At 54.8% G+C, this 22,070-nt stretch carries 19 protein-coding genes; 7 read left to right on the top strand and 12 right to left on the bottom strand.

What is annotated here, in order from left to right:
- Nucleotides 1-115: 115 nt before the first annotated feature.
- From rbsK to DYU11_RS23890, 3 genes are read left to right on the top strand one after another with little or no spacing between them, the layout of a single operon-like run.
- Nucleotides 116-1,081: a ribokinase gene (gene rbsK / locus DYU11_RS23900; protein WP_119670245.1), complete on the top strand. Its 966-nt coding sequence runs from the start codon at nt 116-118 to the stop codon at nt 1,079-1,081.
- Between the two features lie 27 nt (nt 1,082-1,108).
- Complete coding sequence (locus DYU11_RS23895) at nt 1,109-2,692, top strand: ADP-ribosylglycohydrolase family protein (protein WP_119670244.1); 1,584 nt, start codon at nt 1,109-1,111, stop codon at nt 2,690-2,692.
- 13 nt (nt 2,693-2,705) lie between these two features.
- Complete coding sequence (locus DYU11_RS23890; RefSeq protein WP_119670243.1) at nt 2,706-3,716, top strand: GRP family sugar transporter; 1,011 nt, start codon at nt 2,706-2,708, stop codon at nt 3,714-3,716.
- A 236-nt stretch (nt 3,717-3,952) separates the two neighbouring features.
- Here DYU11_RS23890 and DYU11_RS23885 read toward each other — a convergent pair whose 3' ends face one another.
- The 10 genes from DYU11_RS23885 to DYU11_RS23840 all read right to left on the bottom strand — a co-directional run bounded on the left by DYU11_RS23885 (nt 3,953) and on the right by DYU11_RS23840 (nt 15,712).
- Nucleotides 3,953-4,396 carry a globin family protein gene (locus DYU11_RS23885; RefSeq protein WP_119670242.1) on the bottom strand — a complete coding sequence of 148 codons (444 nt, stop codon included), beginning with the start codon at nt 4,394-4,396 and terminating at the stop codon, nt 3,953-3,955.
- A gap of 12 nt (nt 4,397-4,408) precedes the next feature.
- Nucleotides 4,409-4,957 carry a hypothetical protein gene (locus DYU11_RS23880; protein ID WP_147368024.1) on the bottom strand — a complete coding sequence of 183 codons (549 nt, stop codon included), beginning with the start codon at nt 4,955-4,957 and terminating at the stop codon, nt 4,409-4,411.
- Between the two features lie 29 nt (nt 4,958-4,986).
- Nucleotides 4,987-6,795 (bottom strand): T9SS type A sorting domain-containing protein, encoded by a 1,809-nt coding sequence (locus DYU11_RS23875; RefSeq protein WP_119670240.1) that lies wholly within the window; start codon nt 6,793-6,795, stop codon nt 4,987-4,989.
- A 20-nt stretch (nt 6,796-6,815) separates the two neighbouring features.
- Nucleotides 6,816-8,114, bottom strand: a complete 1,299-nt coding sequence (locus DYU11_RS23870) for a hypothetical protein (RefSeq protein ID WP_119670239.1) — start codon at nt 8,112-8,114, stop codon at nt 6,816-6,818.
- 119 nt (nt 8,115-8,233) lie between these two features.
- Entirely contained in the window at nt 8,234-8,941 is a 708-nt protein-coding gene (locus tag DYU11_RS23865; protein WP_119670238.1) for a hypothetical protein, read from the bottom strand.
- Nucleotides 8,942-9,094: 153 nt separating this feature from the next.
- Nucleotides 9,095-9,820, bottom strand: a complete 726-nt coding sequence (locus tag DYU11_RS23860) for a hypothetical protein (RefSeq protein WP_119670237.1) — start codon at nt 9,818-9,820, stop codon at nt 9,095-9,097.
- Nucleotides 9,821-10,014: 194 nt separating this feature from the next.
- The gene (locus DYU11_RS23855) at nt 10,015-13,311 is read right to left on the bottom strand and encodes an ATP-binding protein (RefSeq protein WP_119670236.1); all 3,297 of its coding nucleotides are present in this window, start codon (nt 13,309-13,311) and stop codon (nt 10,015-10,017) included.
- 425 nt (nt 13,312-13,736) lie between these two features.
- Nucleotides 13,737-14,177: a nuclear transport factor 2 family protein gene (locus DYU11_RS23850; RefSeq protein ID WP_119670235.1), complete on the bottom strand. Its 441-nt coding sequence runs from the start codon at nt 14,175-14,177 to the stop codon at nt 13,737-13,739.
- Between the two features lie 15 nt (nt 14,178-14,192).
- Complete coding sequence (locus DYU11_RS23845; RefSeq protein WP_119670234.1) at nt 14,193-14,813, bottom strand: DinB family protein; 621 nt, start codon at nt 14,811-14,813, stop codon at nt 14,193-14,195.
- An 83-nt stretch (nt 14,814-14,896) separates the two neighbouring features.
- The gene (locus DYU11_RS23840; protein ID WP_119670233.1) at nt 14,897-15,712 is read right to left on the bottom strand and encodes a helix-turn-helix domain-containing protein; all 816 of its coding nucleotides are present in this window, start codon (nt 15,710-15,712) and stop codon (nt 14,897-14,899) included.
- Nucleotides 15,713-16,523: 811 nt separating this feature from the next.
- Here DYU11_RS23840 and DYU11_RS23835 point away from each other — a divergent pair.
- The 3 genes from DYU11_RS23835 to DYU11_RS23825 all read left to right on the top strand — a co-directional run bounded on the left by DYU11_RS23835 (nt 16,524) and on the right by DYU11_RS23825 (nt 18,912).
- On the top strand, nt 16,524-17,108 hold the full coding sequence (locus DYU11_RS23835; RefSeq protein ID WP_229365998.1) for an acetylxylan esterase: 585 nt from the start codon (nt 16,524-16,526) through the stop codon (nt 17,106-17,108).
- Nucleotides 17,109-17,249: 141 nt separating this feature from the next.
- Nucleotides 17,250-18,692: a family 43 glycosylhydrolase gene (locus DYU11_RS23830; protein ID WP_119670231.1), complete on the top strand. Its 1,443-nt coding sequence runs from the start codon at nt 17,250-17,252 to the stop codon at nt 18,690-18,692.
- A 7-nt stretch (nt 18,693-18,699) separates the two neighbouring features.
- On the top strand, nt 18,700-18,912 hold the full coding sequence (locus tag DYU11_RS23825; RefSeq protein ID WP_119670230.1) for a hypothetical protein: 213 nt from the start codon (nt 18,700-18,702) through the stop codon (nt 18,910-18,912).
- Between the two features lie 59 nt (nt 18,913-18,971).
- On the opposite strand, the gene DYU11_RS23820 is transcribed toward DYU11_RS23825, so the two are convergent.
- Nucleotides 18,972-19,697, bottom strand: a complete 726-nt coding sequence (locus DYU11_RS23820; protein ID WP_119670229.1) for a DUF72 domain-containing protein — start codon at nt 19,695-19,697, stop codon at nt 18,972-18,974.
- A gap of 71 nt (nt 19,698-19,768) precedes the next feature.
- Complete coding sequence (pdxR, locus tag DYU11_RS23815) at nt 19,769-21,268, bottom strand: MocR-like pyridoxine biosynthesis transcription factor PdxR (protein WP_119670228.1); 1,500 nt, start codon at nt 21,266-21,268, stop codon at nt 19,769-19,771.
- 252 nt (nt 21,269-21,520) lie between these two features.
- On the opposite strand from pdxR, the gene DYU11_RS23810 reads away from it, so the two are divergent.
- Complete coding sequence (locus tag DYU11_RS23810; protein WP_119670227.1) at nt 21,521-22,021, top strand: hypothetical protein; 501 nt, start codon at nt 21,521-21,523, stop codon at nt 22,019-22,021.
- Nucleotides 22,022-22,070 lie beyond the last annotated feature (49 nt).

Below are 22,070 nucleotides of genomic sequence, written 5' to 3'. Positions count from 1 at the left end.
AATAATTGCTCAATTTTGTAAAACGAAGCTTAATTTAGGAATAGCTGGTAGCTTAAAAATTGGGCTTATCAGGGTACAATTATTCCCTAGGTTTGTTCAACAACCGCCTACTCCTATGCCTTTTGTTTGTGTCATCGGCAGTTCCAACACCGATATGGTCATTAAGGCCGATAAATTACCTGCCCCCGGCGAGACCGTCATTGGCGGCTCGTTTCTGATGAATCCCGGCGGAAAGGGTGCCAATCAGGCCGTAGCGGCTGCCCGTCTGGGTTTGCCTGGGCCTGGTGCCGACCCGCTGGTCGCCCCAACGTCGGTCCTGTTCGTAGCCAATGTGGGCAACGACGTATTCGGACGGCAGGCGCTCCAGCAGTTTGAGCGCGAAGGCATTCAGGGAGATTTCATTACTACCGATGCCGACGAACCCTCGGGCGTAGCGCTGATTGGCGTGGATAGCCGGGGAGAAAACTGCATCATGGTAGCCTCAGGGGCCAACGCCCGGCTGGGCGAGCAACAGGTTGCCGTGGCGCTGGCATCCCTCACAAATCCAGAGGAAATTGTGGTGCTGCTGCAACTGGAAACGCCCATTCCTACCGTTGCCTACGCCATTCGGCAGAGCCACCAGCGCGGGATGCGCGTGGTCCTCAACCCGGCCCCGGCTCAGCCGCTTGACCCGGCGGTGCTGGCCTGCCTGTATGCCATCACCCCCAACGAAACGGAGGCCGAACTGCTGACAGGCATACGGGTCGTGGATGAGGAATCGGCTCGTCAGGCGGCCCAAACGCTGCATCAGGCGGGTGTGCCCAACGTCGTCATTACGCTGGGGGCGCGGGGAGCCTTTGTGTCCAACGCGTCGGAAGCTGGTACGCTGGTAGCCGCTCCACCCGTCACTGCGGTGGACACAACGGCAGCCGGCGACTGCTTCAACGGGGCCCTGGCGGTCGCGCTGGCCGAGGGGTGCAGCCTGACCGACGCGGTGGCGTTTGCCTGCAAAGCCGCGTCCATCTCCGTCACCCGCATGGGCGCCCAGGCCTCGCTTCCGTACCGCCACGAAGTGGATTCGTTGCCATTGCTGACTGTCTGATTTACGTCTAAACTCGTTCGCTCTACCATGTTACTACGTTCTTTTCTCGTTATTTCTCTCCTGAGCCTGCTGGCGTTAGGTCCTAAGCCCAAACCAAAGGCGCCAGCCACTGGCGCTCCGGCCGCCGGAGTGCCGGCCACCGTCACGATGACCAAAGCAGTGCTGCAGGACAAAATCAAAGGGGGCTGGGCCGGCCAGGTCATTGGCTGTACCTTCGGCGGGCCAACCGAATTCAAATTCAACGGTACCATGATGAACGACTACCAGCCCATTCCCTGGTACGACGGCTACATCAAAAAAACAATGATTGAAAACGTAGGCCTGTACGACGATCTGTACATGGACCTGACGTTTGTGGATGTGTTCGAGAAGAAAGGCATCGATGCGCCCGTCAGCGAACACGCGAACGCTTTTGCCAAAGCGGGGTATATGCTCTGGCACGCGAATCAGGTAGGGCGCAACAATATTCTCAATGGCATGAAAGCCCCCGAATCGGGCCACTGGCTGAATAACCCCCACGCCGACGATATCGACTTCCAGATTGAAGCGGACTTCTCCGGCCTGATGGCGCCCGGTATGCCCAACACGGCCGTGCAGCTTGGTGACTCGATCGGCCACATTATGAACTCCGGTGATGGCTGGTACGGGGGGGTGTATGTAGGAGCTATGTATGCGCTGGCGTTTGTGAGCAACGATGTCAACTACGTGGTGCGCGAGGGGTTAAAAACGATTCCGGCCCAAAGCACCTTCCACCAATGCATTGCCGACGTAATCAAGTGGCACGGGCAGTACCCCAACGACTGGAAACGGACCTGGCTTGAAATCCAGCGTAAGTGGGCCGACGACGTGGGCTGTTCTGACGGTGTATTTGCTCCCTACAACATCGACGCCAAAATTAACTCGGCTTACATCGTGCTGGGGTTGCTCTACGGGCAGGGCGACTACACCAAAACCATGCAGATCAGCACCCGGGCCGGTCAGGATTCGGATTGTAATCCCTCCTCGGCAGGCGGTATCCTGGGCGTGATGCTCGGCTACGACAAAATTCCCGCCGACTGGAAGCTGGGCCTGAAAGAAGCTGAAGACATTGACTTTAAGTACACCACTATGTCGCTCAATGACGTGTACGGCATCGGAATGAAACACGCGCTTCAGGTCATCGGGCGGAATGGCGGGCAGGTGACCGGCGACAAGGTGACGATTGCCGTGCAGACACCTAAACCTGTCCGGCTGGAGCAGAATTTCACCGGCCATTATCCTACCGAAAAGAGCGGTATCAATAAAGACCTGACCGACGAGTACACTACCCGTTTCGACGGCATTGGCTTCGTTCTCAGTGGCGATGCCAAGCCAAACAAACAGACGGGCCAGTACGAATACGAAAGCGATTACACGGCTCAGGTGGAGGTGTATGTCGACGATACCAAACTGGAGACCGCCCGCTTGCCGGCCAGTTTCACCCGCCGTCGCTACGACCTGACGTGGAAGTACCAGCTTGCGCCGGGCCCGCATACGCTGCGGTTGAAGCTGCTCAATCCGAACAAGAACGCGACGGTACGCCTGCGAAACCTGATCGTTTTCGGCAATAAACCCATTCTGGCCCGCTACTAACCCAAACCGAACCATGTTCATCATCGAGTCATACGGCACCGCCGTACTGTTTTGCGTAGTTACTATGCTTTGCTGGGGGTCGTGGGCCAATACCCAGAAACTCTCGGCGGGTAACTGGCGTTTCGAGCTGTTTTATTGGGACTACGTCCTCGGTATCGTCGGCCTGGCCCTGCTACTGGCTCTTACGCTAGGTAGCATCGGCGACAGTGGCCGGTCGTTTTGGGTCGACGTGCAACAGGCCGATACGGCTAACATAGGTTCGGCGATCTGGGGCGGAGTGCTGTTCAACGCGGCCAATATCCTGCTGGTGGCGGCCATTGCCATTGCGGGTATGTCGGTGGCGTTTCCGGTAGGGATTGGGCTCGCACTAGTTATCGGCGTGGTGGTCAACTACCTCAACGCGCCCGTCGGCAGCGCCGGACTACTCTTCGGCGGGATGGCCCTGATTGTAGTAGCTATTTTGCTTAATGCGGTTGCTTACCGGCGCACAGCCACGGCTGACCGCGAAACGACTGGTGCCGGGGTATCAACTAAAGGGCTCCTGTTGTCGGTGGTAGCGGGCTGTTTGATGGGCTTGTTCTACGGCTACGTGGCCCAGGCGATGTTCCCAAACTTCGACCAGCCCGAACCCGGTAAGCTCAGCCCCTACACGGCGGTTGTGTTCTTCGCGCTGGGTATTCTGGCCAGTAATTTTCTGTTCAATACGCTGCTCATGTACCGACCTTTTGTGGGTACGCCGGTAAGCTACGCCGATTACTTCCGGGGCAGCGGGCGCAACCACCTGACGGGCGTGCTCGGGGGAATGATCTGGTGTCTGGGCATGTCATTCAGCATTCTGGCATCCGATAAAGCCGGCCCTGCCATCAGCTACGGACTCGGACAAGGCGCTACGGTGGTGGCGGCTTTATGGGGTATCTACGTCTGGCGCGAGTTTCGCACGGCACCCAAAGGCGTCAATGGGTTGTTGAATGGAATGCTGCTGTGCTACATAGTTGGGTTAGGACTGCTGATTGTGGCACGTTGATGCGGATCCCTGTTGTCCGTAGTACCGCCAGGGGTGAAGAGTGATCGCCTTTAAAAAACTGAACCATCAGTGAAAGGAGGTGCCAGCAGTCCGGCACCTCCTTTCACTGAATGACTCGTACGTTCTTAGCCCCAGTGGTTGGTTTTTTGAGCTCTTGCTGTCAATCAGAATAGCCCGGTGCATATCATGTGCACCGGGCTCTGCTTCGCAACCTGTCAGCCAGGCTTCTACGTAGATTAGTGCGGAGTATGGGATGGTAAGTGCTCAGGCCGTTGCGTAGCGTCAAGCATCGCACCTGACAGCAGCGTGTAACAGGCCTGCCAGGCCGCCTGTACCTCCGGTGTCCAGGCTTTGCCCAGGCCCTGTTCCAATGTCCAGAGCAGGGCTTGTCCGACCGCATCGTAGTGGTGCTCCTGAACGCCGTAACGTACGTGTCGGCGGGCAAGGGCCTCTACGTCGGCCACTACACTATCAAGCTGATCGAGCCGCGTGATAACGTAGGTCAGCGTAGCCAGCAGTTTCCTCGACTGCTCGGGTACTGACGTACGGCTGAACAGGGGACGAACCTCCGGCGCAGTGGTAAATAACCGGTCGTAGAAGAGTTGTCCTACGGCCTCAGCGGGCAGGGCCGCTACCAGCTGGTAGGAGCCTTTGATGAGTTGAATCTGATGAAACGTCATGGTTGCAGATGTTTAGAGTGCTGCTGCCGCAAGCGTATCGGCCAGCTTCAACGTAATCGGAAGCAGTACTTTCGCCTTCATTTCCGCATCACCACCGCTGTACATGACAGCGGTGGTCTGGTGCGATAGTTCGTCGGCGTGTCTGACCTTTCCGGTAGCCACCTCAACGAGCCGGATTTTGAGCGTTGCCGAGCCTTTCGAGTCATATTCGTCAACCGTTCCCGTCAGCACGTAACTGACCCGGAGTTGCTTACCGACCCGCACCGCAGCGGCCGTCGAAGCACCATTCACCGCCGTCAGGTCGGCTTGCGACGCTTCCCGTGTATGCCGGACGTCCACAACGTGAATCCGGTTGGTTTTCATCAGTCTGAACGCAATGCTGGCCTGAAGCTGCCGCCTGGCTTCCGGCGATATCACCGCTACGTTTGGGCTGGGCGAAAATTCGACTACGGCCATCTGCGCCTTACCGGTTCGTTTCGCCAGCTCTTCCGGTGGAGTCTGTGCGAGTGCCCCACCCGACAGGGTAACTCCCAACATAATAACTGCCAATACAGTTTTCATTCGTGTTCTGGTTTATAAATAGTTCGTGTTTACTGTTTCAGTACTTTGGTCGTGAACGTCTGACGCCCGTCGTTTACCCGGATGAGGTATAGTCCGGTAGGAACTGGTTGGCCGTTTTGGTCAGTGCCGTTCCACTGTACGCCGTTCTGGTCTGTAGTGCCATTGTTCGAGTTGAATGTGGCAATGAGCACTCCCGCCGTATTGAAAATGCTCACCGATGCGGGGCCTCCCTCCGTAAACGGATGTCTTATCTCCGTCTGCCCCCGGAAAGGGTTGGGATACGCCCGTACCTTCTCTGTCGTCTCCGGGTTTTCCAGCCGGGAGTGCGTGCTCAGAACTTCGGCCAGCGCCATCTCCTGAGCAATGGTCGGCATGGCCGCTTGTCGTGCGCCCACCGGGCTGGCTCCGATCCTGACGGTGCCAACGGGTGCCCGCAGGGTCAGAGGCCGGTTGAAAGTAACGGCCCCCGAATACGTACCCTTAGCGATGTACAGTGTATAATCATTGGGCGCGTGCTGAGCCGCCTGCTGCACGGTGAGGTAGGGCTTATGAACCTGACCGTTGGGCTGGTCACTTGCTCCGTCCAGGTCAAGGTAAGCCGATCTTTCGGTGTAGAATCGACCTACTTCCTCCCGAAACCCATTGTCTCGGAAGCCCAGGCCGTAGCCTGGCATGTCGACTCCCTCAAGAATGAAACGTTCTTGATGGTGAACACCGATGGCCACGTTCGACCCTCTGAAGGTAATAGGTGCACCCTTGGCGCTGTGCAGAGAAAGTGGGGTACCGTAGAGCACAAATCGGTCACGGTCAGGGGTAACAACGGAAATGAACTCATTCTGTCGCAGCAGCGACGTTTCCATTAACTGTAAGGTCCGGGTGGTGAGATCGTCAGCGCCTTCCAAGCCACCAGAATAAGCACCGTAGTGAAAAATATCTACCGGAATGCCCCCATCCCCTTTTGAGTCGATAGTAAAATTACCGGGGTTGAGAGCAACGCGAAAGTACTCCTGCTGACGTTCGCCGGGCCGCAGGCCGGTGATGCTGTTGGGCAGCGGCTCAATCACCCACCAGCCGTAATCGCCTATATAATAACCATGTGGCCCTTTGGGCTCTTCTTTAAATGTAAATAAACCATCCCGATTCGGCTTCGATATATTTAAGGGGTACTGATCCTGGGGCGATGAATGCACGGGTGTACCGCCAACTGAGGGGGGCACGTTAAACTCGATGATTTTATCCTCATTTGGGTCACTATTAGTGAACACGTTACTTGACGTTACGATTACCCCGTTGGGTGCAATCCAGCCCGCACCGTACCACGTACTGCCGTTGGTAAACCGGCCTACGGCCTTCGCGTGGGGGTGCGTTTCAGTGAGGTTGGCCGAGGTTGAAGCCACCGCGCGAGTTGTGGTGCCGAAATTCCCTGTCGCTTGCCGGGCGTTTCGCGCCTGAACGGCCTGCGGGTTGGTCACTTTGACTCCAGAAACGCACACTGTGTTGCGCTCACCGGCAGCGGCAAACAGCGAGACGTTGACCGACTGGCCGTTGAAATACGCCGAACTGTAGTGCCAGTTGTCGAGGTCCGGCTTCCGGAGTTCCTGCCGGGCACCGTCGGTGCCTTCCAGCACCAGATAGCTGCCGTCGCCCAGTTGCGTACCCGTAAAATACAGCCGAAGGAAGGTCGTGTTCGGCTGCGTCACCTGCGTCAGAAACCGGAGTTGACCGTGGCCCGACGTATCGCCCTGATACCGAAACGAATGTGTTACCATTTTCTGGGCCATCGCTGACCTGCCGAACAGGCAGATTAGCACAACAAGCAAAGGATTGATTGCTTTCATAGTTGTTGATTCAGCGTATCTTATTGAAGACTAACCAGTACCAGCACGAGGCCCGTACCTGTTTCCAGCGTGGTCATGGCTTTGCCAAGGATGGCCCCCTGCGCCTTTTCGGAGTCGGTAGCTTTCATGGCGTGGCCGGTCGTAGGCGAGGTGGTGAGCAGATCGCCCGGCCGGATGGCCCCGTACTGCGCATCGACCCGGCAATACACCCGCCCCGTCAGGGCCACCGGATGCTGGCCGCTGGCGAGCGTTCCGACCTGGCCCATCAGCATCCCCGGCTGCACGTCGCCCGCTCCGCTCACGATACCGGCCACCGTTTTGTCGTAGGCCTGCCGGGCCACCCGAAGCTGTCCGGGTTTGGTGGGGTCGATGCTGACCACCGTTCCCGGCAACAACGTTTCGTTTGTTTCAACGTTGAAGTGTTCAGCCAGGTCGGCCCCTCCGGTGATTTCGAGTACTTTGGTCGAGGTGGTACCGTTCACCTGCAGGGTTTTTGAGGGCGTTGTGAGGCCAATGCCGACGTTCCCGGCGGGGGTTATCACCATGGTCGCATCGTCGGAACTAGCCGTTCTGGAGAATACCAACTTGCCGGCCCCGGCACTCCAGGTGCTGTTGGCCACCCCAATCCGCCAGGCCGCTCCGCCACTGCCCGGATTGATGAGTTTGAGCTGCATATCGCTCTCCGACGCCACGCTGAACCGCGCTTCGTTGTCGGTAGTACCGACTTTTACCTTACCCCCGCCGTTGGCAAGGTGGACATTCTGTTCCAAATCGTTATTGATGTACAGCGGGTCACTGCTTTCAATTTGATTGCCGTCGAGAGCCAGCATGTGGATGTTGTCGCCCACCCTTGAGTGCAAACGCAGGGCCCCGTCTGCCACATAATTACCCGACTTGGTCACGTTCTTGCCGTAGATGGTGAACACAACCGGGTTTTCAGTGTTGATGCCCAGCCGGGCCATGTCGGGAGTCATGGCAAACATAAGGTCGCTGTTGTGCCGGATGCGGAACGTTCCTTCGTTGACGATGGACCAGGTTGCCGCAGACGAACCGTTCGCGACCGTGCGCCGAAGTTCGATACCGGCCGTCAGGCTCGATAGTGAGGCTCCACCCAGTGAGCTAACCCGTAGGTACGTGTCTGATGTACTATGAATATCCAGGTTCCGATTCGGATTGGACAGGCCAATGCCAACTTTGGTCGGCGGGTTGAGGTACACGTTGCCGTTTTGCGTCGACCACTGGGCCAGAACCTGATTAGGAATGAACAGAAAGCCTGCTAGGCAGACCGCTAGCAATAGGTGTGTGAAATACTTAGTCATGATGTTGAACAATTAGTAGTGAAGATCAATCAATAGAAGGTATTGCTTCCCCCACCCGGAGCAGATACCTGCTCCGGCGAAAAAGCACATTACGTTGCGGGGAAAGCGGCTAAGCCGAGTTATTTGTTGGGTACGGCCAGATACACCTCAATGATACGGGGCGTCATGGAGACAATGCGGATAGCGCCGTAGCGGTGCTGGTTCCACAGCTTAAAGAAGAAAAGATCACCTTGCTGGTAGACAGGAAGCTCATCGCTGTCAGACTCCCAGTAACTTTCGAACAAGATGGGTCGCTCGGTGGCTGCCTCCATGAGGAGATTGACTGGATTTTTAAGCTGAACCTGATTGAACCAGACCGCTTCCATCTGATCACCAGATCCAACCGTGTGCGTCAGTTCGGTCCACAGCGTTTTGGACATCTCTATTTTAGCATTGTGATACAGGTTGAAGTTGGTCTTGTAGGTAGTGGAAGCTGGTCGACTATTCAGGAAGTCAAAGCTGGTGAGCGCTCCGTTGGACAGCGTATACACCGTTGGAATCTTGTTCGGGTCGGTGCTAGCCGGGTAAATCGGCCACTCAATCCGCCAGGTGAGCGTTTTGAGAAAGGCATGCTTACTATCTTCAGGAATGAACGTCTGTTTGGTTATCGTCGGGTAGGGTTGCCCACCCGGACCGTTCGTAAGGTCCTTCTCGTCATCCAGCGCGAGGGGCGTGGCTTCTCGAGCGCCTTTGGCCTTTGGCTCCTGGATGGAGATCGGCTGTTCTTCACAGGCGCAAAGGGCAATGAGAAGCAGGGCGAAGACGGGTACTATTTTTACGAGTTGCATGGTAGTATTTGTAAAAAAGAATAAAGAAAATGGCCGACTGCTTACAGGTGATTCGGCAGATACCTTAGATACAGGACGTAGCTTCCCCACCCGGAGCAGACATCTGCTCCGGTATAGATCATCGTGTGTTGCGGGGAAGGCGACTACGCCGAGTTAGTTGTTCGGTACGGCTAAGTAGACCTCGATGATACGGGGCGACATTGAGACGATGCGAATGCCGCCGTAGCGGTTCGGGATTGTCGGGTCGGTCAGATTCATCACCTTAAACAGAAATACATCGCCCTGCTGGTACACCGGAGGCTCCTGGTTGTTATCTACCCAGTTGGTCTCGAATAGACCAGGTCGATTCTTAACCATATTTTCGAGGCCCTTGACCGAAATATTGACCTTGTTAAACCAGGTCGTTTCCATTTGACTGCCAGACTCGAAGGTGTGGATGAGTTCGTCCCACAGCGTACTAGACATTTCTAATTTGTCATTGTGATACAGATTGAAATGGGTTTTGTACGTAGTGGAGGCTGGTTGGCCGTTCAGAAAATCGAAACTGTTGAGCGCTCCGTTGGACAGCGTAAACACCGTTGGAATCTTGTTAGGATCGGTACTGGCCGGGTAGATCGGCCACTCAATCCGCCAGGTGTGGCATTTGGTGTGGGCATACAGACTGTATTCGGGAATGAACGTCTGCCTAGTGATCGTCGGGTAGGGCAGGGGTTGCCCACCGGGGTTAGTAGTAACGCCCCCAGGCCCTTCCGAGGGGCCGTTCGGCATAAACCCATCGGCCTGTGTCGGCGGCTTCTGGCGCTCAACAACGTTGTCCTGGCATCCGCAAAGCGCCAGCAGGAGCAGTGCGAAGACGGGTACTGGTTTTACGTAGTGCATACTTGTGCGTGTTAGAAAAAGAGGAAAAGTTGCCGACTGCTTACAGGTGACTCGGCGATTACCTTATGGCAACAAAGGTATTGTCGGCACGCAGGCGGGGGCTAACACGCATTTCCCAATTAATAGCACGGATGTAACATAGCCTTATATCAGATAATAATTTACTGATTATCAATAGTTTATTGTTTGATATTCTAAGATTTTACGCCTTGTCGTTTCTGAAAATCGGACGGTAGTTCACCAAATTGGTCTTTGAAACACTTCGAGAAGTAAGAGAGGTGCGTAAAGCCCGATCCATAAGCGGCCTCCGCAATCTGAATACCGGGTTGCTGCAGCAGATCGGCGGCCCGCTGCAACCGAATGTAGCGGATAAAGTCGGCGGCTGATTGCTCGGTGAGTGCTTTCAATTTCCGGTGTAGCTGCATTCGGCTCATGCCCATCTCCTGCTGAAGAACCTCCACGCTGAACCGCTCGTCGGCTATGTGTTCGTCAATGATGCGAATGGCTTTCTCCAGAAACTCAGCTTCCCGGTCGCGGATGGGCGCTCCGGTCGGTTGCAGCAGTACTTCCCGACTGTACTTTTTGCGCAGCAGATCGCGTTGGGTCAGCAGGCTGTTGATGCGGGCCACCAGTTCGTCCAGGGCGAACGGCTTGGCTAAATACTGCTCAGCCCCGCCCTCAAACCCTTCTTTCCGGGACTCAACGTCATCTTTGGACGTTAGCAGTATAACGGGAATGTGGCTGGTCAATTCGTTTTCTTTCAGGTGGCGGGTCATCGAAAAGCCATCCATCACCGGCATCATCACATCGGAAATAATCAGGTCAGGGACCACCCGGCGGGCCACTTGTAACCCTTCATCGCCCTGCATGGTCTGCACGACCCGGAAACGGTTTGAAAGTTGCTGGCCGAGGTAATTGTTTAGCTCGGAATGGTCTTCCACCAGCAGGATCGTCGGCTTATCTTCCCCGTCGGCTCCCGCCGGTTCCTCGTTTGCCAGGAGGGCGGATGCAGGCATGACCACGTTGGAGGCCTGGCCAATACCCGTAGCCGATACGACCCCGGCTAAGCCGTGAGTGGCCAGCGATGCATCGGCTTCCAGCGGTAGCCAGACCACAAAGGTGCTCCCGGCTCCGGGCCGACTCTCCACATGGATCGAGCCTTTGTACAGGTCTACCAGCTCTCTGGTCAGGGCCAGTCCCAGACCGCTCCCCTCGAAGGCCCGCGTTTGTGAGGGATCAATCTGATAGAAACGGTCGAATATGCGGTCTTGCAGCGCTTCAGGAATACCAATACCCGTATCGCTGACTACTAGCCGGAGTCCCGTTTCGGGTTTCACCTCAGCCTGTAGCCTAACCTGACCGCCCGCCCGAGTGAACTTGATGGCGTTGGACAAGAGATTGTAAACAATCTTTTCGAGTTTATCGCGGTCGTAGGCCACCAACAATTCGGTCGCTGGCAGGTCAATCTGATACCGGAGTTTCCTAGCCTCGGCCATCGGCTCGAAATGCTGAGCGGTCTGACGAAGGAAGCTAATCAGATTGCCCCATTGGTAGTTTATTGTGAGCATACCCATTTCGGCCTTTGCCAAATCGAGCAGTTGATTGACCAACCTAAGCAGCCGATTAGCGTTCCGTTCCATCATCTTTGTCTCCTCCGGACTAATAACCTCCCGTTTTTGCAGTGGGGCCAGAATGAGCTGAAGCGGAGCGCGGAACTCGTGCGAGATATTAGCAAAAAGCTGTGACTTGACCCGGTCCATTTCCCGGATATAGTCCGCTTCAATTTGCAAAAGCCTGGCTTTTTTAGCCTCTTCTTCGGCCAGCGTTTGAGCAATTTTATTGCTACAGATAGCTGCAATGGTTTGCAGGGCTTCCTGGTGATGCTCTTTGAAGAAGCCTTTTTCGGGGTGCTCGGAGTCAATAACGCCGATCACCTGGTTTTGGAGCAGCAGCGGTACGGCCAGTTCGGCGTACCGTACTTCATCGTCCGTGATGTAACGAGGGTCCTTTGTCGTGTCGGCTATACGTTCTGGCTTACCCGATCGGGCCACGTTTCCGACAATACCTTCGCCAAGCGGAATCTCAATTGGGTTCAGGATGGCGTAGGCCTCTGGATTTTTGTTGCCGTAAGCCGCTTTCTGGATAAGAGCCGTTTGTTCGTCGTTGAACAGGTAAATCACGCAATCAACAAAGCCCAGCCGCGCGATACAGTTTTTTGCTACATCCCACAAAATTTCATCTACCGTGTTTTTGCCGTAAAGCGAGGTGGCAAAGTAGTTGATCGTTTCGTCGATATCCTGCCGGAGTTGCAGGCTTTGCGAAAGCTGGTACTGTTCATTTTCCAGCGACAGCTTCAGGTTGCGCTGCCGGAGGTTGTAGCGGTTAAAAAGCAGATAGCCAATCAGTCCGCTCAGCAGCACAAAGCCGATAAGGGCTGCGATTAACGTACGCTGCTGGCCGAGTGATGCCTGCTGGGCTTCCAGACGGAGCCGCTGTACACTCAACTCACGGTCTTTCTGTTCGCCCTGATAACGGGCTTGCATCTCCGCAATCTGCTTCGACAACTGCGCTGATTGCAGACTGTCGGTGAGGTGTTGATACTGCTTCTGGGCCATCACGGCTTCCGCAGGTTTTCCTAATACGCCGTAAATCAAGGGCAAGTTAGCCAGAACCTGCTGTTGGATACTTTTGGAGCCTATTTTTCGGGCGATGGCCAACGCCCGCTGCGAATAGAGCAACGCCTGCTGAAAATCGCCCCTGTCCCTGAAAAGGATCGCTAAATCCAGGTAGGAGCCGCCAATGTTTAGTTGGTTGTTGTTTTTCAGATCAATAGTCAGCGATTTGTTGTAGAATTCCAGCGCTTTATCAAACTCCCTGCGCATGCGATAAAGCCTGGCCAGGTTATGAAACGTATTGCCCATTCCCTGTTCGTTTCCCAAAGCCCGGTGAATGGGGAGTGATTTCAGGTGGTACTGTAGGGACCGGTCATAGTCGAGTTTGTCGAAATAAACGTTCCCCAGGTTGCCGTATATGGATCCGAGCAGCATCGTGTCCTGCCGGGCTTCCGCGATTTTTTGGGCTTGCCGGTTCGCTTCAATGCTCGCGTCGTACTGTTTCATGTAGCGGTTGATGATGCCCACGCCGATGTACATGCGACAAACATCCCGCTGCTCGCCCAGCTTATAAAAAATCGAAAGTCCGGCTTTGGCCGCATTGAGGGCACTAACGAAATCGTCCCGTTCGGCGTAGATACGAGCCAGTCGCTGATACGCTTTTCCCTCGGATAAAGTCAGCTGATTTTTCCGTGCCAGTAGCAGGGCGGCCTGAGCAGCCGCCAACGCTTGCTGAGGCTGGGAGGAGGTGAGTTGTTCGGCCCGTTCAAGTTGCTGGTCTACCGTTTGCTGGGCACCATTAGCCTGAGCCAGCAACCAGGTAGCTTCCTTACCCGGATACAGCAGAAGGCAAAGGAGTAGCCAGAAGCGTAATTCCATAATTACCAGCGTAGAACAGGATGTTCACCGTCCTCATCGATTAAAAGTACCACAGAGTTTTGCCTTTGTGCGCGATCAATTTAGCGAGAGGAGGGCGGTAGTCCTGTTTATACAGGCAGGAGTCATGTTACGGCTCAACATGACTCCTGTTTTATGAGATAGCACACCCACCATCCGGTAAGTCAGCCTGGCCGATGCGATTCGTCTTACAAGATTCAATGGCTACCTGCACCGGTGCTCTGGTAAGCAGGCTAACCAGAGGTCAGAAAACTTGCCGTTGGTACACTAGCCGGATTTGACAAGTTGCATGAATCAAACCGTATGACAGTACCAGGCTGCTTGATGCTGGGAGCTATTTCTTACGGTTTTCATAAAACCGTGGTTAGCAGGACGCCTGGCTCCAGGGGCCCTGCTAACCACGGTAATCAAGCGCCTAACTGCTTGCAGAAACTGGCGTGGTCCCAGTCGATAGCCAGGTGCGTAATGCGGTCATTGGGGTCGAAGCGGAACACAAAAATGTGGTCGCTGTTGAAGCGCAGGCCTTTGTTGGCAATGCCCATAAAATCCTGCGCCTGTGTACCGTAGATGGCAACCGATGCCGTGATGGTGTCTCCATCCGTAGTCAGACTATCGACGGTATTGTCTACGTCTGGAAAGCAGTCCATAATCAGCTGCCAGACGCCCTTGCCAAATTCCCAGAACGAACCCTTACCATCTTCGCCCATCGGCACAAAATGAACGGTAGCGTCGGGCGTGGCCAATTGAATCATACGGGCCGTATCCATGTCCTGGTAGGCCGAAAAAAAGGCCAGGCAAGCGCCTTTGCGGGTTTGCTCAGCGAGGGAGATTTTGCTTGTAGTTTCCATGGGTTTAAGGGAAGATTATTTTTTTAATGCGGTTTCTTTAGGGTAATTAGGGTGCTGCTTGATCTTGCGAATCTGTCGTAGGTGCCGGTCCACGTGCCCCCACTGGTAAATGTACACCTGATGCATATTGCGGGGCGAGGGGGTAGCCGTTAGCTCAAACTGCGCCCGCATGTCGGCCTGTGTCGTATCCGCAAACGTAATGGCCTGATCCCGTAGCCGCTGGAAAAACGTCAGGTTGTTTTTACCCTGAATAAAGCCGGTTGGTCGCGACAGGTCCGATGATTTGTGCGCCTTATTTTCCATGATAAAATCATGGTAATAACTGTCGGGCCTGCTGGTAGCAATGAGGTCAGGGCGGGCGGTGTTGCGGATACCCATCCCGATTTCGCGGGCCCAGATAATTTCCCACAAAGCCAGATGTTCTACGACCTCGGCGATGCTCCAGCGGTCGGGCGATTCGTGGAAGTGCCACTGCGCGTCGGTCAGGTGTTCGGTTTCCCGCGTCAGCTCGTCGCGGGTACGTTTGAGGTTATCGACCGTATAGCGCCGGTCGGTCTCGGTCCAGAAGTTCTTCTGGGCGTAGCTGGTTGTGATGACCAGCATCAGCAGGCTCAACAGAATTAATCGTTGCTTCATCGTTTTTGATAAAAAAGAGGTGATTCTCGACGACAAAGCTACCGGACCACCGGAGCGTACCATTGTACAAATGCGACATTCGCTCAGGACAGGTACTGAGCCAGTTCACGGTTATCTTTAATATAGAGCGTTGGGCGTTTTCCTAAAAACTGCGTGAATTCACGGATAAAATGCGACTGGTCGTAATAACCACACTGATAAATCAGTTCGTGCCAGTCGGCCACTTGCCAGCGTTGATTGGCCAGTTGCGCGCAGAAATGGCCGACCCGTCGAATGCGCGCAAAATACTTGGGACTTACGCCTACTTTCTGCAAAAACTGCCGTTCAAATTGCCGCCGGCAAACGTACAGTTCGTCCATTAGTTCGCTGATGTTGATAATGCCTTTGCGCTCGATGATTAGGTTGGCTACGTAATCCGTCCGGTCGAACGCGTTCCCCTTCTTCATCAGTTGCTGGTGCAGGAACTGGTCGAGTAGTTGAATCCGCGAAGTAAGGTGCCCCGCCTGTATGATCTGCTCGTGCAAGGATCGTAATCTGTTACCCAACACGTCGATTAAATCCACTCGCTCGTCCGTAAACTCGTACATGGGTAAGCCAAACAGCGAAGCCAGACCCGACGGCTTGAACACGATACCAACCATGCCAATCTTCCCACTTAACTCCAGTGCGTAGCTTTGTGTGGCCTGCCCCGCCAGAAACGCGGGTGGAACCAGTAGCCCGTTATGCTTGCCATTGTTAACGCGGTACGGATCACCGTAGTTGAACACCATCGAGGCATAGCCGCTCGGGGGCGACTCAACGCACAAGGGCTCTGCCAGCACGTCGCTTCTTTCCCATACGAAATAGCATTCCACGTAGGGGGACAGGGAAACAGATGGAGCAATTTTTCGGTAAAACATGAGAAGGGTAAGCCGTTTCGCTACTGATTCGCTCAATGTTAATCAGTTAGTCCATTACCGATCATTTATTTTTTATTCACCGGTTGCTGGTGGAAGAGAAATTGAGCCTGGCACCTTCTAGCTTCTGCTCAATCTTCGTCAAGCCATTCACTGGCCCACTGACTCGAAAAGTTTTGAAGGTATTGCTGAGAACGCCCCGCCTGTTGCCTGATGTCGTCAGTATCCGTTTTTATTGTAAACTGCTTATCAGATTACCACCGCTTCGTGACGCTTTGTTTGAACGTAATGCGAAGCCGTTTACATTGAGGTCAGAAAGCTGCTTTTTTGTGCATAACTTCCAAAAAAGCGATAATAGCCTTTTGGTCTAAAGAGCGGCTGCTGGAAATGTCTGGATCACTCGCCAGGGACCGTAGCAAAGGTAGTCTGTAAACGTTGGAGCGTAAAGCGTACCACTTATAACGGCTTACCCGTCGCTGCGCTTCAATTGGTTTCAATACTGGTGGTACTCGACCCGCTGGTCGGACTACTTGTCAGTCGCTTTTTTTTACGCTTTAACCTGATTAGTCCACCCCTGTTTCGTTGAGTAAGTTTCTATACATTACGCATGAATTGAAAACAATACCCATTCCTAAAGGAACCAGCGATGAGCAGAAAATATAAAGACGTGTGGCCAGTTGCTTCGTTTGTAATTTTATCAGCTTTACTTTCAGGTGGCCTTACCGCTTTTGCCCAGGGCCCGGGGCAAAGAATACCGCTTCCCCCCATACCTATTAAAGGCGATACGACCCATACCCTGTCCAGACACTTCACGATGGCCACGGCCGCTAAAAAAGCACCGGATGCCAAGGGGTTTATTCAACGTTGGCTTGTGCTGGAGCCGGTCAAGAAAGATATTGTTCGCAACAATATATTCACGGACAACTACCTCAAAACAACGTTTTCAACCGATAATTTTTCCCCTGATTACACCACCGTTCCCAAAAATGGCGAAACGGTAAACGTAGGCAATCAGCAACTGAAGTGGTATGCGCTGGACAGCAAGGCATTCAACGTTAATCTGTATCATTTTACCTACGCCATCAACAAACCAAAATACGGCATACTGGTCTGGCTGGTCACGGTCATCGATTCCCCGGAAGAAATCAAAAACGTCAGGCTGGCCGCCGGTTGCAATTCCGGCAGCATGTGGTGGTTGAATGGGCAGGAAGCCTTGCTGCTGTCCGGTGACCGGGATATGATTGCCGATAATGGCACCTCGGCCCGTTTGACGCTTAAGAAGGGGCGAAACATCATCCGGGGGGCCGTCATCAACGGACCGGGTATGGCTAATTTCTGCGTTCGGTTTTTAGATGAAAAAGGAGCGCCCGTAAAAAATCTCAGTATTAGCACTGAATAAAAGAAGGGTAGTCTGGTTAAACTTTCCGTAATCCAGCAATACTAAGTACGTTTTGTCATCCCGAGGAACGACAAAAAAGCCAATGAGATATAGTTTAAACAGGTTCCTGGCCTGTTTAGGTTAGTTAAAACGCCATACTACATGAAACGAATGAAAGTAACTGGCCTGATAACAGTATTCGCTTTACTGATAACACAGACCGTACTAGCCCAGGTCGGCAGACCATTCATCCATGATCCCTCAACCGTCGCTGAGTGCGACGGCAAATACTACACATTCGGCACCGGCGGTGGCGGGTTAATCTCCAACGACGGCTGGACGTGGCATGGGGGCGGGGTAAGACCGGGTGGTGGCGCGGCTCCGGATGTCCTTAAGATTGGGGATCGGTACCTGGTCGTCTATGGCGCAACCGGTGGTTCACCCAACCATAAGGGAGCCATTCTTACCATGTGGAACAAGACCCTGGACCCAAAGTCCCCGGATTTTAAATATTCTGAGCCGATTGTGGTGGCAACGTCAGACGGTTATGAAGAGAACGACGCCATCGATCCCGGTCTTATGTTGGATCCCACTACCGGTCGCCTTTGGTTAACCTACGGCACCTATTTTGGCTACACTCGCCTGATTGAATTAGACCCTAAAACCGGAAAACTCAAGGCCGGCAATAAACCCGTGGATGTGGCTATCGTTTGCGAGGCCAGCACGCTAGTCTATCGCGACGGATGGTATTACCTGCTGGCCACGCATGGTAGTTGTTGCGATGGTGCTAATTCTACCTACAATGTGGTGGTGGGTCGATCCAGAAAAATAACCGGCCCGTACCTCGATAACGTAGGCAGAAGCATGCTGGAAGGGGGCGGTAAACTGGTGGTGGCTACCCGTGGAGGGTTGATAGGCCCCGGGCATTTTGGGCACATCATTCTGGAGAAGGGCGTTGAAAAAATGTCTCTCCATTACGAAGCCGATTTAGAGCAGGGTGGCCGTAGCGTACTGGGCATCCTGCCGGTGGTCTGGAAAGATGGCTGGCCCGTGGCCGGAGAAAAGTTTAAAGAAGGCACCTACGAAATTGAATCCGTCAGAAGAGGATATGGCTTAGAGCTGGCCGTTGATTTTACCAGAATGGCCGTTGCACCACGGCGATTTAACCAGCCCGACAATGAACCCATAAAACCCGTTCCGGCTCAACAACTGGCTGATGTCATAAAAAACTGGCCAACCGGGCCTATTAATGTGAGAATAGGCGACTACATGTCCCGTCCTCATCAGCAATGGACCATTACCGATGCGCCGGATACCACCGGGTATTTAGGTGGTCCCTATTATAAAATTGTCCTGGCCGGAACCGAGCGGGCCTTAGCAGCAACGGCCGATGCCGAAGTCATAACCGTACCGGCATTTACCGGCGCACCCGAACAGCTATGGCGCATCGATCAACTGACGGATGGCACCTACCGGATAATGCCCAGAATCATACCGCGCTCCGGAAAGAAATTAGTCCTGGTATCGTCCGGTGACAGCACACCAACCCTGGCAGAGTTTGATTTTGACAGCGATAATTCCAAGTGGAATTTTAAAACGCACTAAGGCAACATTGAGATTCATTTCAACCCGGACACACGGTGTTCTCGATTGCCTGAGCGGGCTGCTGATTCTTGGTTCGCCCTGGATCTTTGATTTTGACGAGCAGGTCTACCCGCCCCACGTAATTTTCGGTATGCTCGAAATCGGGGCCGGCTTGTTCACTGAACGGGTGCCGTATCGCCATGGTGAACACCACCGGGGCGACATACGCGGTGCTCACTAACTAATCGCTGAAGGGTAATTGTGGCGGGAACGAGAACCTGCGTCGTCGTTCCGGCTTTTTCATGCCACAAACGACCGTAACGTAAGCGCGTTCCGAACGGCATTCCCGCCACCGTCGTTGTTGAAATAAACGTACACTTCTTTGCCAATGGCCTGCCACTCCCGAATGCGGTCGGCCCACCAACGCAGGTCGTTGTCGGAATAGGAGCCGCCGTAGAGATACTGCGTGTCGGGGCCGTGCATCCGGACGTACACAAAGGGAGCCGTAGCCCGCAGCACACAGGGCAGATTGGCTCCGCTCATGACGCAGTAGGCTGCCTGGTGCTGTTCGAGCAGGGAAAAAATGGCGTCGTCGTGCCAGCTTGGATGCCGGAATTCGACCGACGTCCGTATCCAGGGCGGCATCTGTTGCAGAAAATACGCCAGCCGGTCGTAATTGATCGTAAAGCGGGGCGACAACTGCACCAGTAGAATGGCCCGCTTGTCGCTCAGCGCGTGCCAGCCATCCTTGATTCGTTCGATCCACCGCTCCGGCTTGCTCAGATTACCGTAGTGGGTCAGCCACCGGGGTGCTTTGGCGCACATCAGAAAGCCTTCGGGCAAGCGGGCCTGCCAACCGGCAAAGACCGCTGAGTTAGGCCAGCGGTAGTAACTGTAGTTGAGTTCGACCGTCTGGAATTGATGCAGATAATAATCCAGTCGCTTCGAAACGGGCGTTGGCGCGGGGTACAGAACGCTCTGCCAGTGGTCGTAGCTCCAGCCGGAAGTGCCGATATGAACGCTCATCAGAATACGTCGTTAGCTTCGATGAGGGTAACTACAATGGCCTACTTTCGGTTGTAACGGCTTCCGAATGGTTATCCTGCCGCCTGCTGAAGCACGGACGCCAACGTAGCGACCGACGTTTCGAGCTGTTCCTGTGTGAAGGCTGAGTAGCCGAGCAATAGTGCGGGCGGCTGCCGGTGAACAAGCGTATAGGTTGATAGCGGTGGTGCTGTTACGCCCCGGGCTGCCAGCTCGGTGGATACCGTACGGTCGTCGAGGTGGTCGGGAAGCCAGGCAATCAGGTGCATGCCCGCATCGGGTGCCGACGTGTGGCATAAACCCGGTACGGTCCGTAACGCTTCCAGCAGCCAGGTTTGCCGGGTTTTGTACAGTTGCCGCATGCGTCGGATGTGGCGAAGAAAATGGCCTTCCTGAATGAACTTCGCCAGAATCATCTGTTCGACCGCTGGACTCTGCCGATCCAGCAGGGCTTTGGCGCGGGTAAACAGCCGGGCGGTCGACGCATCGGGCAGAATGACGTAGCCAATCCGCAGGGCCGGGAACAGCGTTTTGCTGAACGTACCGACGTATATCACCCGCCCGGCCTGGTCCAGTCCCTGCAACGACGGCAACGGCCGGCCCGAATACCGAAGTTCACTGTCGTAGTCATCCTCGATAATCCACCCCTCGTGCTGGGCCGCCCAGTCGAGCAGCCGTTTGCGGATAGGGTAGGGCATCGTTCCGCCTAGTGGGTACTGATGCGAGGGCGTCAGGTAAACGACCCGGGCATGGGGGTGGTGCTCCCGGGCGTAGTCGAGATCAAAGCCGCCCGGACCCGATGGTACCGGGCAGGGTATGCCACCCACCGCCCGCAGACAGGCCACCGCGCCCTGGTAGCCCGGGTCTTCCATCCAGAACGCATCACCTGGTTGCAGCAGCAGCGATCCGGCCAGGTACAGCGCCTGCTGGGTGCCCTGTACGATTACCACCTGATCTGCCGTACACCGCACTGCCCGGTTAATCTGTACGTGTTCGGCGATGGCTTCGCGCAGGGGACGGTAGCCGGCAGCATCGTCGTAACCCAGATGCTGAATGTGCAGACCCCGGTATACCTGCGTAGCAAGATTGCTCCAGATCGAAAACGGAAAATCCCGGAACGAAGGAACCGATAGCTGAAACGGCCGGATGATCTCCCGGTCTACGCTGCACCCCGAGATGAGGTTGTCCGCGGCTTGCCGGAGCAGGCTATGAGTCGTCAGGGTGGCCTGTTTGGGTTGCGGCCGGCTGGGCTTCGTAGTTGGGCGGACGGGTAACTCGTCGGAACGGCAGGCCGCTACGTGGGTGCCGGCGCCGGTTTTTGAGCAGAGGTAACCCTCCAGGATCAATTGCTCAAACGCCAGCAGGACTACGTTCCGCGAGATGCCCCAGTCGACGGCCAGCACCCGTGTAGCCGGCAGCCGATAGTTGGCTTTAAGCCGTCCGTCGCTGATGGCTTCGCGGATGAACAAATACACCTGCTGGTGCAGAGGGGTAGGGCTGTTGCGGTTCAGCTGCGGGCCGGGAAGGTCAATCTGCGGGGTACTTTTGCTCATTGGTAGCGAGGACTGCTTCGGGTTGTAAGGTAATCAATTTACCGCAGAATGGCCCTGTTAATTTGTCAGATAATGGCTCTTTTGAGGTGGCCAATACAGGGCTACTTTTGTGTGGTGATCGGGAGGGAGCTTGCCCGGTCATAGTGGGTGAAATCCGCAAAAACCGGGTCGGAAACCCAGTTCAGCTCCGTTACTATTGCCTTGATTTTCAACTTCAGTCCAACCAATCAATCTTAACTAACAACACTACGTATGAACCAACTACCTACACGTTTTACCACGAGTCTGCATTATCTGTCGCTTATGCTGGGATGGCTGCTGCTGGCTAAACCGATGGCACCCTTGTATGCCCAGACGGTGGATGCTGAGGGGCTCATGGCGGTGAACGCTGAACTGCCCGCCCGCACCAACCCGGACTACGCGCCCACGGCCGCCATGCCGCTCGTGCTGCTCGACGAAGCTAACCTGCACATCAGCCTGTATCCGGATAAAAATCCGATGCGGTTAAAGCTGCTGATCGGCAACCGGACCGGCCACAAACTGCTGATTAAGCTGGAAACGCACGAACACGAATCGCTTTACCACGAAAAGCTGGGGGCAGACTGGGCCTGGCGACTGTTCAATATGGAAGATATGCCCGAAGGGCGCTATACCCTTAGACTACAGGCCGGGCCGCACCGGCTCGTTCGGGAGTTTGTAATCGGAACACCCCGACCGGTGGGGCCACCGCTGGGACCGAAGATTGTGTTCTAACCGAGGGAAGTCGGCAGGTAAAAGCAAGCGTCCGGTTTATGGAATGACA

The organism is Fibrisoma montanum, from assembly GCF_003583365.1.
Lineage (GTDB): Bacteria > Bacteroidota > Bacteroidia > Cytophagales > Spirosomataceae > Fibrisoma > Fibrisoma montanum.
This window is presented reverse-complemented; position numbering and strand designations above follow the sequence as displayed.

Bases quoted from the DNA above. Each gene is read 5' to 3' on its own strand.
- rbsK (WP_119670245.1), top strand. From the start codon at position 116: ATGCCTTTTGTTTGTGTCATCGGCAGTTCCAACACCGATATGGTCATT.
- DYU11_RS23895 (WP_119670244.1), top strand. From the start codon at position 1,109: ATGTTACTACGTTCTTTTCTCGTTATTTCTCTCCTGAGCCTGCTGGCG.
- DYU11_RS23890 (WP_119670243.1), top strand. From the start codon at position 2,706: ATGTTCATCATCGAGTCATACGGCACCGCCGTACTGTTTTGCGTAGTT.
- DYU11_RS23885 (WP_119670242.1), bottom strand. From the start codon at position 4,396: ATGACGTTTCATCAGATTCAACTCATCAAAGGCTCCTACCAGCTGGTA.
- DYU11_RS23880 (WP_147368024.1), bottom strand. From the start codon at position 4,957: ATGAAAACTGTATTGGCAGTTATTATGTTGGGAGTTACCCTGTCGGGT.
- DYU11_RS23875 (WP_119670240.1), bottom strand. From the start codon at position 6,795: ATGAAAGCAATCAATCCTTTGCTTGTTGTGCTAATCTGCCTGTTCGGC.
- DYU11_RS23870 (WP_119670239.1), bottom strand. From the start codon at position 8,114: ATGACTAAGTATTTCACACACCTATTGCTAGCGGTCTGCCTAGCAGGC.
- DYU11_RS23865 (WP_119670238.1), bottom strand. From the start codon at position 8,941: ATGCAACTCGTAAAAATAGTACCCGTCTTCGCCCTGCTTCTCATTGCC.
- DYU11_RS23860 (WP_119670237.1), bottom strand. From the start codon at position 9,820: ATGCACTACGTAAAACCAGTACCCGTCTTCGCACTGCTCCTGCTGGCG.
- DYU11_RS23855 (WP_119670236.1), bottom strand. From the start codon at position 13,311: ATGGAATTACGCTTCTGGCTACTCCTTTGCCTTCTGCTGTATCCGGGT.
- DYU11_RS23850 (WP_119670235.1), bottom strand. From the start codon at position 14,177: ATGGAAACTACAAGCAAAATCTCCCTCGCTGAGCAAACCCGCAAAGGC.
- DYU11_RS23845 (WP_119670234.1), bottom strand. From the start codon at position 14,813: ATGAAGCAACGATTAATTCTGTTGAGCCTGCTGATGCTGGTCATCACA.
- DYU11_RS23840 (WP_119670233.1), bottom strand. From the start codon at position 15,712: ATGTTTTACCGAAAAATTGCTCCATCTGTTTCCCTGTCCCCCTACGTG.
- DYU11_RS23835 (WP_229365998.1), top strand. From the start codon at position 16,524: ATGGCCACGGCCGCTAAAAAAGCACCGGATGCCAAGGGGTTTATTCAA.
- DYU11_RS23830 (WP_119670231.1), top strand. From the start codon at position 17,250: ATGAAACGAATGAAAGTAACTGGCCTGATAACAGTATTCGCTTTACTG.
- DYU11_RS23820 (WP_119670229.1), bottom strand. From the start codon at position 19,697: ATGAGCGTTCATATCGGCACTTCCGGCTGGAGCTACGACCACTGGCAG.
- pdxR (WP_119670228.1), bottom strand. From the start codon at position 21,268: ATGAGCAAAAGTACCCCGCAGATTGACCTTCCCGGCCCGCAGCTGAAC.
- DYU11_RS23810 (WP_119670227.1), top strand. From the start codon at position 21,521: ATGAACCAACTACCTACACGTTTTACCACGAGTCTGCATTATCTGTCG.